This is a genomic window from Shewanella sp. 4t3-1-2LB, assembly GCF_017368415.1.
Taxonomy (GTDB): domain Bacteria; phylum Pseudomonadota; class Gammaproteobacteria; order Enterobacterales; family Shewanellaceae; genus Shewanella; species Shewanella fodinae.
In genome coordinates this window covers 48,893-61,935 of the sequence record NZ_JAFNJD010000013.1, presented here as the reverse complement: position 1 = coordinate 61,935, position 13,043 = coordinate 48,893, and the positions used below count along the sequence as shown (strand labels likewise).

General features: G+C 48.6%; 16 protein-coding genes. 11 read left to right on the top strand and 5 right to left on the bottom strand.

Annotation, left to right across the window (positions count from 1 at the left end; genetic code table 11):
• Positions 1-62: 62 nt before the first annotated feature.
• From infA to aat, 3 genes are read right to left on the bottom strand one after another with little or no spacing between them, the layout of a single operon-like run.
• Entirely contained in the window at positions 63-281 is a 219-nt protein-coding gene (gene infA / locus J3L11_RS06945) for a translation initiation factor IF-1 (RefSeq protein WP_037439960.1), read from the bottom strand.
• A gap of 55 nt (positions 282-336) precedes the next feature.
• Positions 337-1,071 (bottom strand): arginyltransferase, encoded by a 735-nt coding sequence (locus tag J3L11_RS06940; RefSeq protein WP_242695124.1) that lies wholly within the window; start codon positions 1,069-1,071, stop codon positions 337-339.
• Positions 1,061-1,771 carry a leucyl/phenylalanyl-tRNA--protein transferase gene (gene aat, locus J3L11_RS06935; protein WP_189616073.1) on the bottom strand — a complete coding sequence of 237 codons (711 nt, stop codon included), beginning with the start codon at positions 1,769-1,771 and terminating at the stop codon, positions 1,061-1,063. Before aat ends, J3L11_RS06940 begins: the two co-directional genes overlap by 11 nt.
• Positions 1,772-1,825: 54 nt before the next feature.
• Between aat and J3L11_RS06930 the strand changes: the two genes are divergently transcribed.
• Positions 1,826-2,293, top strand: coding sequence for a glycine zipper 2TM domain-containing protein (locus J3L11_RS06930; RefSeq protein ID WP_189616075.1), 468 nt, complete (start codon positions 1,826-1,828; stop codon positions 2,291-2,293).
• A 47-nt stretch (positions 2,294-2,340) separates the two neighbouring features.
• Here the strand turns inward: J3L11_RS06930 and J3L11_RS06925 are convergent, their stop codons facing one another.
• A complete protein-coding gene (locus tag J3L11_RS06925; RefSeq protein WP_133039145.1) occupies positions 2,341-2,655 on the bottom strand; it encodes a hypothetical protein in 315 nt (104 codons plus the stop codon).
• 205 nt (positions 2,656-2,860) lie between these two features.
• Between J3L11_RS06925 and J3L11_RS06920 the strand changes: the two genes are divergently transcribed.
• A complete protein-coding gene (locus J3L11_RS06920; protein ID WP_207570578.1) occupies positions 2,861-3,613 on the top strand; it encodes a Nif3-like dinuclear metal center hexameric protein in 753 nt (250 codons plus the stop codon).
• Between the two features lie 94 nt (positions 3,614-3,707).
• Here the strand turns inward: J3L11_RS06920 and metG are convergent, their stop codons facing one another.
• Positions 3,708-5,753: a methionine--tRNA ligase gene (gene metG, locus J3L11_RS06915; protein WP_347566504.1), complete on the bottom strand. Its 2,046-nt coding sequence runs from the start codon at positions 5,751-5,753 to the stop codon at positions 3,708-3,710.
• 151 nt (positions 5,754-5,904) lie between these two features.
• On the opposite strand from metG, the gene apbC reads away from it, so the two are divergent.
• The 9 genes from apbC to J3L11_RS06870 are packed head-to-tail and all read left to right on the top strand — an operon-like array spanning position 5,905 to position 12,855.
• On the top strand, positions 5,905-7,020 hold the full coding sequence (gene apbC, locus J3L11_RS06910; RefSeq protein WP_207570576.1) for an iron-sulfur cluster carrier protein ApbC: 1,116 nt from the start codon (positions 5,905-5,907) through the stop codon (positions 7,018-7,020).
• A gap of 6 nt (positions 7,021-7,026) precedes the next feature.
• On the top strand, positions 7,027-7,665 hold the full coding sequence (udk, locus tag J3L11_RS06905; protein ID WP_133039103.1) for a uridine kinase: 639 nt from the start codon (positions 7,027-7,029) through the stop codon (positions 7,663-7,665).
• A 24-nt stretch (positions 7,666-7,689) separates the two neighbouring features.
• Positions 7,690-8,271 (top strand): dCTP deaminase, encoded by a 582-nt coding sequence (dcd, locus tag J3L11_RS06900; RefSeq protein ID WP_189616101.1) that lies wholly within the window; start codon positions 7,690-7,692, stop codon positions 8,269-8,271.
• A 9-nt stretch (positions 8,272-8,280) separates the two neighbouring features.
• The gene (pabC, locus tag J3L11_RS06895) at positions 8,281-9,114 is read left to right on the top strand and encodes an aminodeoxychorismate lyase (RefSeq protein WP_207570575.1); all 834 of its coding nucleotides are present in this window, start codon (positions 8,281-8,283) and stop codon (positions 9,112-9,114) included.
• A complete protein-coding gene (mltG, locus tag J3L11_RS06890; protein ID WP_207570574.1) occupies positions 9,111-10,121 on the top strand; it encodes an endolytic transglycosylase MltG in 1,011 nt (336 codons plus the stop codon). The genes pabC and mltG overlap by 4 nt, the downstream gene beginning before the upstream one ends.
• Positions 10,121-10,762, top strand: coding sequence for a dTMP kinase (tmk, locus tag J3L11_RS06885; RefSeq protein WP_207570573.1), 642 nt, complete (start codon positions 10,121-10,123; stop codon positions 10,760-10,762). The genes mltG and tmk overlap by 1 nt, the downstream gene beginning before the upstream one ends.
• Before the next feature lie 2 nt (positions 10,763-10,764).
• Complete coding sequence (holB, locus tag J3L11_RS06880; protein ID WP_207570572.1) at positions 10,765-11,682, top strand: DNA polymerase III subunit delta'; 918 nt, start codon at positions 10,765-10,767, stop codon at positions 11,680-11,682.
• Between the two features lie 9 nt (positions 11,683-11,691).
• The gene (locus J3L11_RS06875; protein WP_133039108.1) at positions 11,692-12,018 is read left to right on the top strand and encodes a PilZ domain-containing protein; all 327 of its coding nucleotides are present in this window, start codon (positions 11,692-11,694) and stop codon (positions 12,016-12,018) included.
• Between the two features lie 45 nt (positions 12,019-12,063).
• The gene (locus J3L11_RS06870) at positions 12,064-12,855 is read left to right on the top strand and encodes a TatD family hydrolase (protein ID WP_207570571.1); all 792 of its coding nucleotides are present in this window, start codon (positions 12,064-12,066) and stop codon (positions 12,853-12,855) included.
• Positions 12,856-13,043: the final 188 nt, after the last annotated feature.

The window sequence follows — 13,043 nt, the reverse complement described above, 5'->3', positions numbered from 1 at the left end:
TAATACCCGCCATAAACACTTATAGCAGTGCTAAAGTGCCAGGTTGTCGATGAAGAAGATGATTAGCGTGCGCGGAATACGATGCGGCCTTTGCTCAGATCGTATGGAGTCAATTGAACTGTAACTTTGTCACCAGTCAGAATTCGGATGTAGTTTTTACGCATTTTGCCGGAGATATGAGCAGTCACCACGTGACCATTTTCCAATTCCACCCGGAACATCGTATTTGGCAAGGTTTCCAAAATGGTACCTTGCATCTCAATACTGTCTTCTTTCGCCATTAATAAATTGTCCTGTTAGCCTGGTAGGTAAAAAACCGCCGTATCATGCCGCAAATTACCGAGTGTGTAAAGGGTTGGCGTCTGGACAATCATTTTTTTGCCAGCCGAGTTCGGTCAAAATTTCATAAGGACGGTACAATCGCTTATAGCCCATCTTCGGATGGTTATCTATCTGATATCCCATATAAAGATACTGCTTCCCCCAGAGTTTTCCTAATCTGCACTGATGGAGGATCATTAAGGCTCCAAGGGAACGCTTTTCCATTTCGGGTTCAAAATAACTGTAAACCGCCGATAGGCTGTCGGGCAGAATATCGGTCACTGCAACACCAACTAGCTGTTTATCAAGGTAGAGCTCAATAAAGTGCGGTGTTATCCACTGGCATTGCAGAAAATGTTGATATTGTTCCGGCGTTGGAGGATACATACTGCCGTCATGATGCCGCGCCCGAATGTAACGATCATACAGGGCATAATGTACTGGACTGTAGCTATTGGTTACGCGGACTTCAATATCGCGGTTATGTGCCAGTGTGCGTTTCTGGCGTTTAGATGGAGTAAAATCAGTTAACGGTATTCGCAGCGACTGACAGGCATCGCAATTAGGACAACGTGGCCGATACACGGCATCACCACTGCGACGAAATCCCATTGCCAACAGCCTTTCATAAAGTGGCAACTGCAATAGTTCTTGCTTGATGACCAGTAATTGTTCTTGGCGCTCGGCAAAGTAACTGCAACTGAACTCAGGGGTAATCCCCACGGCAACTGTTTGCGGATCAGAGTTCAAGATGTACCTCACTCGCACTCCAACTTCCTGGCATCGCTTCACCATCGCGATAACGATAAAGTAACGCTAAAAACTGTTTGCGCTCAATTGCTTTGGCTCCAAGAGATAACAGATAGGGATTCATTACCTGAGCATCGATCAGTTTGTAACCCTTTACCAGAGCATGTTGGTGCAAGGCGATAAACGCCGCCTTTGAGGCATTGGTTTCTCGGTGGAACATCGATTCACCACAAAATACCTGGCCCACATCCAGTCCATACAATCCGCCAATCAAGCGTTCACCTTGCCAGACTTCAAAAGAATGGGCGCGGCCAAGACGATGTAACTCTTGATAGGCTAAACGAATTTCGCTGGTAATCCAGGTTCCATCTTGTCCAGGACGAGGCATGGCACAACCCGCAACGACATCGGCAAAAGCATGATTGATGGTGATACGCCATGCTTTTTTTCTCAGATACTTACGTAAACTTCTGGCAATATTTACACTGCCGGGGACAAAGATGGCACGGGGATCTGGTGACCACCAAAGAATGGGATCATGCTGGTTAAACCAAGGAAAAATACCTTCGTAATACGCATTCAATAATCGTTGTGGGTGTAAATCACCACCAATAGCGAGCAAACCATTGGGATCCTTCAGTGCCAGCTCCGGCGAAGGAAATGGATCCGTTATATGATTAATAAAAGACAGCGAGTTCACGATTGCGTATTATTGGTTAACGGGCTTACCTATTAAATTAGCGGAAATCCGGCTATGTGGAAAACATTATTCAGTGTATTTGTGTTATCTGTAGTGCTGATAGCTTCAGCACAAGCAGGTTATGATCGTAATCAGGCCGTACCTGTTGAAAAAGTGTTGTATGGTCAAGTGGAGTCGGTCCGGGATATCACTCAACAGCAGTTGGTGGAAGATAAAAACAGCGGCTGGCGTACTTTTGGCGGGGCTTTACTGGGTGGCGTTATTGGCAATCAATTTGGCAGTGGTCATGGTCGTGACATTACTACAGTATTAGGCGCAATTGTGGGTGCTGGCATTGGCAATAACAGTGGTCGTGGCAGCTATTATCGGCAGACACAGTTAATTGAGCTGATGATACGCCAAGAAGACAACACACAGGTGATGATCATTCAGGATAAGGATCCTGGCATGCTATTTAACCCCGGTGATGAAGTCCGGGTTGTCTACTTAAAAGGCAGCGTGCGTGTTGATAAAGCCATGTAAAAATAAAAGGCGTCTGTAGCGACGCCTTTTATTATTCAATATGGGTCTCAGAAACCACGGGGTAACTGGTTGTTTGGGTTAGCCGCCAGTTTCTCGCGCCAGATTTCTTTAGGTGTTTTCCCGCCGTTACTGGTCGCGGTTGTTACCTGCTTTGTCACGGATTTTGCTGGTGTTTTAGGACTTGATGCAGATTTTTTGGTGTCTGGTGTCAGCATCAGTTCTAATTCGCTGAAACGTAAAGACTTTCCACCATCAATTTTGTACCAACTGCCGCTTTGTTCAATGGTGACTTTTTTGCCTTCTTTGGCACTGAGCTGAGCTTCCAGCTGGCTGATTACCTCTTCTTTAGTCAGTGTTGTCATAGCGTTAATCCATATTATTTCTTTAGTGACTTTAGCTTGTAACCGTAATTTTATCGGGCAAATTCTGTAAATGTCCAATTTACGGGCGGAAATTGTTGGAATGATTGTGTTTTCCCCAATAACTGAGGCAATAGCAAAGGCTGCAGCCCGCATCCTTTACCTGTGTTACCATCAATAGCAGCAGTTCTTCGTACTGGACAATAATATGCAACGAGCAGAACTAGAAACATATCTAAAAACATTTTTGCAGGTTGAGAAATTTCGGGATTACGCCCCCAATGGCCTGCAAGTGGAAGGCCGATCTCAGATAAAGCGAATTGTGACGGGCGTGACGGCTTGTCAGCCACTCATTGATGCTGCTATCTCCTGGCAGGCGGATGCGGTATTGGTACACCATGGCTTTTTCTGGAAAAGTGAACCGCAGGTACTGGTGGGTATGAAACAGCGGCGAATCAAGGCTTTGTTAGCGCACGATATTAATCTGTTCGCCTACCATTTACCGCTAGATGCACATCCAGATGTGGGCAATAACGTCATGTTGGCACATCAGTTGGGGTTACAGAAAACCCAACCGGTGAGTGATTTACCACAAGAGTTGCTGTGGCGAGGACAACTGTCACAAGAGATGTCTCCTGAAGGTCTTACTGAATGGATAACCAAGAGACTTGGACGGGCACCATTGCATTTGCCTGCCTCTAATACGGTTATTCGCGCTGTGGCTTGGTGTACCGGTGGCGCACAGGATTATATCGATCAGGCAAGTGCCCTTGGTGTTGATGCGTTTATCAGTGGTGAAGTCTCAGAACGGACATTTCATAGCGCCACAGAGCAGGGCGTCCATTACTATGCTGCGGGGCATCACGCCACTGAACGCTATGGCATTCAGGCACTCGGAGAACACTTGGCGCGGCAGTTTGGCTTGGAACACAAATTTATTGATATTGATAATCCCGTTTAGGACGATATGTTTGAATGATCTAAGTTGAATAATAACAACTGAATAATGATAAAGGCCGCAGTCGCGGCCTTTTCAATAGATAACGCAAAGTGACTTACTTCACTCGCATTCCAGGTTGTGCGCCTGCATGCGGTTCTAAAATCCATAGATCCTTACCGCCAGGGCCAGCCGCCAGTACCATGCCTTCAGACATGCCAAACCGCATTTTGCGCGGAGCCAAATTTGCCACCATAACGGTAAGCTTACCCACCAGATCTTCTGGATTATAAGCGGATTTTATACCGGCAAATACTTGGCGAGTTTCACCGCCAATATCCAGTTGTAGCTTCAGCAACTTGTCTGCTTCGGGGACCAGCTCTGCTTGTTTAATCAAGGCAATCCGTAAATCGACTTTGGCAAAATCATCATAGGCAATTTCGGCGCCGATGGGATCTGCTGTCAATGGTGATGCTTCAGGCTGTGGCGCGGTTGCTGTGGTTTGCAGATTCTCCTTGGAGGCTTCGACCATCGCTTGCACTTTATCCATTTCTACGCGTTGCATCATAGGTTTAAATGGATTGATAACATGCCCGGCAAGATCCTGACTTAAACCGTCCCAAGTGAGCTCCAACGCCAAGAATGCTTCCACATCGCTCGCCAGTCGTGGCAGCACCGGTTTCAGGTAAGTGCTGAGAATACGGAACAGATTGATGGCGTTTGAACACACTTCATGAGCGCGAGTCAAAGTTTCATCGGCTTTCACCAGTTGCCAAGGTGCCTCGTCAGCAACGTAGGCATTGGCCAGATCCGCTAACGCCATAATTTCGCGGATCGCTTTGCTGTACTCACGGTTTTCATACAACTCGGCAATCACTTCGGCTTTTGCAAGGAAAGTATTTTGCAGTGACTTATCGCTAACGGCGGCCAGCTTGCCATCAAAGCGCTTAGTGATAAAACCTGCGGTGCGGCTAGCCAAGTTAACCAGCTTGCCGACTAAATCTGAGTTCACCCGGCTGACGAAATCTTCTAGGTTGAGGTCGAGATCGTCAATGCCATTGGAGAGCTTAGCGGCGTAGTAATAACGCAGGTATTCTGGATCTAAATGGTCCAGATAAGTACGTGCTTTGATGAAGGTCCCTTTGGACTTGGACATCTTGGCACCATTCACTGTCACATAACCGTGGGTGAATACGCTGTTTGGCTGCCGATAACCACTGCCATAAAGCATTGCAGGCCAGAATAGACTGTGGAAGTAGACGATGTCTTTGCCGATGAAATGATATACTTCCGCGCTGGAGTCTTTGCCCCAGAACTCGTTAAAATCTAACTCTGGACGCTTGTTACAAAGGTTTTTAAATGAACCCATATAGCCGATAGGCGCATCCAACCACACGTAGAAATATTTACCGGGTGCATCGGGAATTTCAAAACCGAAATAAGGCGCATCGCGGCTGATATCCCACTGTTGCAGCCCTTGTTCAAACCATTCATTCAGCTTGTTGGCGATCTCGGTTTGCAATGAGCCAGAACGGGTCCAACTCTTCAACATCTCCTCAAAGGCGGGCAAATCGAAGAAGAAATGTTCGGATTCCTTCAGTACCGGGGTTGCGCCAGACACGGCAGAACGCGGATTAATCAGCTCTGTCGGACTATAGGTAGCACCGCAGTTGTCGCAGTTATCGCCATATTGGCCTTCCGCTTTACACTTCGGACAAGTGCCCTTAACAAAACGGTCAGGCAGAAACATCTGCTTTTCTGGGTCATAAAGTTGGCTAATAGTGCGCTGCTTGATGTAACCGTTGGCGCGCAGCTTTAGGTAGATTTCATTAGCAATTTCATGATTTTCCGGGCTATGAGTGCTGTGATAGTTGTCATAGCGGATATTAAATCCGGCAAAATCCGCCTGATGCTCTTGGCTTACTTCCGCAATCATCTGTTCCGGTGTCATGCCCATCTGCTGAGCTTTGAGCATGATGGGCGTGCCATGCGCATCATCGGCGCAAATGTAATAGCACTCATGACCACGCAGTTTTTGAAAGCGTGACCAGATATCGGTCTGAATATGCTCCAGCATATGCCCCAAATGGATGGAACCGTTGGCGTAAGGTAAAGCACTGGTAACGAGGATCTTGCGTTTAGAATCTGACATCTTGTTTCTAATCTGCTTAAATAGCCGTGAAAATAATGGCCTAGATACTAACCGATCCCTCAGCTATTTTCATCATGGTGTGAACTGGATGAAGTAAATCTATTCCAAATCAGCAGATAATTTCTGGTACACTTGGTCAACTTTATCTGAAGGGGATTATATTTTGTCTTCTGCATCTCAGGACTATCGTCTTAGTGACGCGCTTCTTGGTCCAGTACTCAACACACTTAATGCTTATCAGGATCCTTATCTTAAACAAGGACTGGTCGATGCCGGTTGTGTTACCAAACTGGCAATGAACGGTACGCAACTGCAGCTCGGAATGGTTTACCCCTATCCCTGTGAAACCCAATATCGAGACACTGTCATGGCGCTGACTCAGGCGTTAGCTAAGATTGACGGTATTGATGAAGTCGAAGCCGAGATGGACTTTAAAGTGAAGTCTTACTCTGCGACGGGCAATATCCTGCCAATCCCGAGTGTAAAACAAGTGATTGCGGTGGCTTCTGGTAAGGGCGGCGTGGGTAAGTCTACCACTGCGGTGAACTTGGCACTGGCGTTGGCGGCAGAAGGTGCCAACGTAGGCATTCTGGATGCTGATATTTATGGTCCGTCAGTCCCCATGATGTTAGGTGTTACTGATTTTCGGCCGTTGTCTCCCGATGGTAAGTATATGACCTGTGCCAATGCTCATGGCATCAGCGCTCAGAGTATCGGATTTCTGCTGACGGATGATCAAGCGGCGGTTTGGCGTGGTCCAATGGCGGCGGGTGCGCTGTTGCAATTGGTGAATGAGTCTTTGTGGCAAGATCTAGATTATCTGGTTATCGATTTGCCACCAGGCACCGGTGATATCCAACTGACATTGTCACAGAAAGTGCCAGTGAGTGGTGCCGTGATTGTGACTACTCCGCAAGATATTGCCTTGGCTGATGCGCAAAAGGGCATCTCCATGTTTGAAAAGGTCAATATTCCGGTGCTTGGTGTAGTGGAAAACATGAGTTTCTACCTATGCCCAGAGTGTGGTCATAAAGAATATCCGTTTGGCAGTGACGGTGGCGCTCGTATTGCACAGCGTTACAACGTGCCGTTGTTGGGGGCGCTGCCACTGAACGGCAATATTCGGGAAAATATGGACCAAGGTGTTCCGACCGTTGTGGCCGATGCTGACGGCGAAGTGGCCGCTATCTATCGCGATATCGCGCGTAAAGTGGCAGCTTCGTTAGCATTGCAACAGCAACAGAGTACGGTTTCTATTGCGATTTCTGAGGAAGAATAAAGCAGAATGAGCGCGGCCCATAGTGTAATAATTGGCATTGCCGGAGCTTCCGCCTCCGGCAAAAGCCTGATTGCCAGAACCATCTACGAGGAGTTGTGCCGAGATCTCGGCACCAACGAAATTGGGGTGATCAGTGAAGACAGCTACTATCGCGATCAGAGCCATCTGCCGATGGAACAGCGGGTGCTGACCAACTATGACCATCCCAAGGCGTTAGATCATCAGTTGCTGGCGCGCCATCTGGAAAATCTCAAAGATGGCAAGCCGGTTGAAATTCCCTGTTACAGTTATGTGGAACACACCCGCACTGGTGAGTCATTGCTGATGACACCGAAAAAGGTCATTATTCTTGAAGGTATTCTGTTGCTGACCGATCCCAAATTGCGAGATCTGATGGATGCGAGTGTCTTTATGGATACGCCGTTGGATATCTGCTTGATCCGCCGTTTGCGCCGGGATGTAGAAGAGCGAGGGCGTACCATGGAATCGGTGCTGACGCAGTATCAAAATACGGTGCGCCCCATGTACCTACAATTTATCGAACCATCCAAGCAATACGCCGATATCATCGTGCCTCGTGGCGGTAAAAACCGTATTGCCACTGATATTCTGAAAACGCGTATTCAGCACCTACTTTCGAGATAGTACGACCCAGGAGAACAGGGCCCAATGAGATTAACCGACATCGAAATTGAACAATGCCTTGATGATGGCAGTATCGTAATTGAGCCGCGGCCTGCCAGTGACGCTATTAGCGGCGTCAGTGTGGATGTCCGTTTGGGGCATCAATTTCGGGTGTTTAAAGATCACACTGCGCCCTATATCGATTTGTCAGGTCCGAAAGCTGAAGTTCAGTCTGCATTGGACAACGTGATGAGCGATCAGATAGACATTGCCGATGGTCAAGCATTTTTCCTGCATCCTGGGGAGTTGGCGTTAGCCGTTACCTATGAAAGTGTGCAATTGCCGGCGGATATTGTGGGATGGCTTGATGGCCGTTCATCGCTAGCACGGCTTGGGTTGATGGTGCATGTCACCGCACACCGCATTGATCCAGGCTGGAAAGGTAAAATAGTGCTGGAGTTTTTTAACAGCGGTAAATTGCCGCTGGCTTTACGGCCGATGATGACCATTGGCGCGTTGAATTTCGACAAACTTAATCATCCGGTTGCTAAACCTTATAATTCGCGTAAAAACGCCAAGTATAAAGATCAACAAGATGCGGTTGCCAGCCGCATTAGTCAGGATTGATTAGCGCTGATGGCGACGGTGTGGGTCAACGGTGAGGCTACTGAAAAAATCAGTGTCTATGACCGGGCGTTCACCTATGGCGATGGACTGTTTGCTACGATGGCTGTGGACGTCGCGGGGAAAATACAGTTTTTGTCTTGCCACCTGCAACGCTTGCAGCAGGGTGCTGCTCGGCTGGGGTTTCACTGGCACCCTTCAGAATTGTTATTGTCACTGCTGGCTGAAACCGCCAGTCGCTGTCCTTCGCATTGTTTGAAACTGCAACTGAGCCGCGGTAATGGTGGACGTGGTTATATGCCGCCAGCTGAGCCACAAGTTACCGAGGTTTTGAGTGTCAGTGCGCTGCCAGCACACTATAGCAAGTGGCGACAGCAAGGGATCAAACTGCAAACTTCCGCGGTGACACTGGCGAAGCAACCCTTACTTGCCGGTATCAAGCATTTGAATCGCCTCGAACAGGTGCTGATAAAAAGCTATCCGTTGCCCGCAGGAATTGATGATTGGCTGGTGCTCGACACTGATGGTAAGCTGGTTGAAACCTCAATGGCGAACCTGTTTTTAATCACAGAAACTGCCCAGGGCGGTTGGCTGGCGTTGACCCCAGCAATCAATTACGCTGGCGTGTCGGGTGTGATGCGCCAGCAGGTGATAATGGCATTGCTGGCAATGAACATTGATGTGCAGGTACAAGCTGTCCGCCGCGATTGCTTAAGTCGCGTATCGCATCTGTTTATCAGCAACAGTCTATGCGGTGTAGTGGATATCATTGGCGTGGACAGCTATCGTTATCAACCTTGGTCATTGAGTTCTCAGTTGAGGCAGCATCTCGCCATTCAGTTATGAAAAAATGGATCCTGATTACCGCTGCAACTTTTTTGACATTGCTAACATTACTGTTGGCTGTTGGCCTTTGGGCTTACCAGCAGACGCAAGTGTTCGGTCGCACGGCCTTAGCGCTGGAGTCTCCGCAGGAGTTGCAACTGGGGCACGGTACCTCTTTTCATCGGTTAGGGCAGGAATTGCAACAGCGCGGCTGGCTACAGTATGACTGGCGCTGGAAAATGTTGGGAAAGTTACAGCCGCAATTGACGGCTATTCGTTCTGGGTTGTACGAGGTTTTACCTCAGGATACGCCGGAGTCGTTACTGCAAAAGCTGGTAGCCGGTGACGAAAAGCGATTTATCCTGACGCTGGTCGAAGGTAAAACGATTAGTGAATGGCGGCAATATCTGCAGCAATTACCGCATCTGCAACAGTCACCGCAACCATTTTTGCAGGTATTGCAGCAGCAAGGTGATGATTCCGCCAAAGCTGAAGGTAAATTTTTTCCAGATACTTACCAATATCGAGCGGGTACCGAACTGACGACGCTGCTCACCCAGAGCTATCATAAAATGCAGCAAGAGCTACAGGCCGTCTGGAACGAGCGCGACCAAGGTTTGCCGCTGGAATCGCCCTATGAGCTACTGATTCTGGCATCCATTATTGAAAAGGAAACTGGCAAGGCAGAAGAGCGGCGATTGATTTCAGCCGTATTTATCAATCGCCTGCGTAAAGGTATGCGCTTGCAAACAGATCCCACCGTGATTTATGGGATGGGGGACGCCTTTAATGGCAATATCACCCGCAAGGATCTGCTTCAGGAAACGCCATTCAACACCTACCGCATTCATGGTTTGCCACCAACGCCCATTGCGGCTCCTGGGCGTGAATCCTTAATGGCGGCGGCGCATCCTGAGGCAGTGAATTATCTTTATTTTGTATCGCGCAACGATGGTTCGCATGTCTTTTCGGCAACGCTGGCGGAACACAATCGTGCGGTAGACCGTTATCAGAGAAGAAAGAAATAATGCAGGTTACGCTGAAAAATCCGGGCAAATTTATTGTCATCGAAGGGCTTGAGGGAGCGGGTAAGTCAAGCGCAATAGCCTTAGTACGCGATTTTATTAGCCAGTTGACGGGCCGGGAGCCCGTGTGTACCCGTGAGCCGGGAGGTACACCACTAGCGGAAAAAATCCGTACGTTGGTTAAGACCACAGATGCCAGCGATCCATTATGCGATGAAGCGGAATGTTTGCTGATGTATGCCGCCAGGGCACAGTTAGTCGCCAATGTCATTAAACCCGCTTTAGCTCGGGGCGAATGGGTGCTTGGCGATCGCCATAATCTGTCTTCACTGGCTTATCAAGGGGGCGGGCGTGGCTTAATGCCATTAGTGCAGACCATCAGCGCAGCTACTCTTGGCGATTTTAAACCTCAATTGACGCTTTATCTGGATATTCCACCAGCGCTCGGAATGGCTCGCGCTGCTAGTCGTGGCGAGCTTGATCGTATCGAGCAGCAAGAACTGGATTTCTTTGAACGTGCACGCGCTACTTATCTTTCATTGGCGGCGGCCGATAACACCATTGTGGTGATCGATGCTAGTCAGCCACTGCAACAGGTGCACCGGGATATTGTGGCAACGCTTGAGCAACGGTTGGGGAGTTAGTGATGTCCGCCAATCTGCCATGGTTGCACGATGCCCAACAGCAGTTCGCCGCACAGCGGCGGCAAGGGATGCTACCACATGCCATGTTACTGCCGTTAGCGGAAGCTGATGGCGGTGTGGCACTTGGGCAATACATGGCGGCACTGGCTTTATGTAACGCTCCGTTAGCCGATGAACCCTGTGGTCACTGTAAAAGTTGCCAATTAGTCAATGCTGGCAATCATCCTGATTTCCACCTGTTGCAGGCGGATGGAAATCAGATCAAGGTTGAACAGGTGCGGGGCTTATGTCAGTCGTTGATGAATACTGCACAACAGGGTGGCTTCCGGGTGGCATTGATATTGCGGTGCGAACGGATGACTGTAGCAGCGGCTAATGCCTTATTGAAAACGCTGGAAGAACCGGGAGCAGCAACATTGTTGGTGTTGCAGAGTGACAGACCAGCAGCCTTATTACCAACGGTTGTCAGCCGTTGCCAGCAAGTGCAGGTGGCACGGCCATCAGCAGTACAACTTAACCAATGGCTGCATTCGCAATATCCGCAACTTAATGAAGATCTGGCCTGGTGTTTGCCTATTGCGGGGGGCGCACTGCAACTGGCCCAATATGTAGCGGATGGCTATGCGGCTGAACTGAAAAAGTTGAAAACTGCCTGGCAGAAAAGCCTTGAGAGTGGTCATCTGAGTCAAAAGCTCAGTAACTTGTCTGCTGAGCAACTGTTTGACGCACTTAAACTGTTATATCAGGTGCTACAGGATGAAATGCACGCAGGACTACTTGACCCATTACAGCAGTCACAAGTCGCACAACTGGCGGCGAGGGTAATGAAGGATAATCAGCAACTGATGTTAATGGCGAATGTCAATTATCTGGCGCTATGCCAAAGTTATGTCTTAGAATACAAGAGACTGAAAAAATAAAAGTATCCTATGGTTGATCTGATCGTAAATTTTGACACCCTGCATCAGCTGTACCGTGCTTACATGCCGTTTATTCAGCCAGCAGGGTTATTTGTCACGACGACTGAAAGCCATTTCCTGGGGCAGGAGATGCGTATTGGCTATCGTTTGCCGGGAGCAACTGGTATTAACGAATTTCAGGGCGTGGTGGTTTGGATCAATCCCTTGGGAGCCTCTGGTGGCCGTCCCGCGGGCGTTGGGGTAAAAATTCTTTCAGAGGCTCAGGAACATAAACAACGTATTGAGAACCTGCTGTCCCGTGAATTGGCCTCGGGCGATTTGACCTGCACTATGTAGCGGGATATTCTTGCTTCCCTTTTGTAACTCCTTATGGGACTGATTGTGTTAGTTGATTCCCATTGTCATCTTGATCGTCTAAAAGCCGCGCCGGATCAGGATTCTCTTGCGCAAATCATTGCTGGCGCCAAAATGCGGGGCGTGGACTGGTTTCTCTGTGTCAATGTCAGGCAACAGGACTTTATCTCCATGCGAGATCGAATGGCTGCCTACCCACAAGTATTTCTATCGGCCGGGGTGCATCCGTTGGATGTAGAAGCGGGGCTGTCCATCGAACAATTACGGCAACATGCGCTTGACCCGAGGGTCGTTGCCATCGGCGAAACCGGTTTGGATTATTTTTATGCGCCGGAAAGCAAAGCGGCGCAGTTACAATGTTTTGAGCAACAGGTTGCGGTTGCAACTGAAGTCGGTAAACCCCTGATCATCCATACTCGTGATGCGCAAGATGATACGTTGGCCGTTTTGCGTAATGGACATGCGGAAAAATGTGGCGGGGTGTTGCACTGCTTCACCGAATCGTTGGAAATGGCACAAGCGGCAATGGCGTTAGGTTTTTATATCTCTGTTTCTGGTATTGTGACTTTTCGTAATGCCGATGCACTGCGTAGCGTCATTAAACAAATTCCTAAGGAACGACTGCTGGTTGAGACCGATTCTCCCTATCTGGCTCCCGTTCCGCATCGTGGCAAGGAAAATCAACCAGCGTATGTCCGCGATGTAGCGCAATTTGTTGCCGATTTACGCGGCGAACCCCTAAGCGAGCTGGCGGCCTATACCACGGATAATTTCTTTCGATTATTCCGCGATGCAGCGCTGTTAGCTGAGCATACTTAAGAAAAAAAGAGGCCCAAAACTATTCCGATTGTTTTGGGCCCAGGGGAATGGCTCATTAAGAGCCGTGCGCTTAAGTTGAGATATGACAGGATTGCGATCTCTGGTTGAATTTTAGACTATCATGTTAAAGCCACAGTAAAATGCTGTGGCTTTATTAGTTTATTTAGTAATAAGTAATACCCAAAATG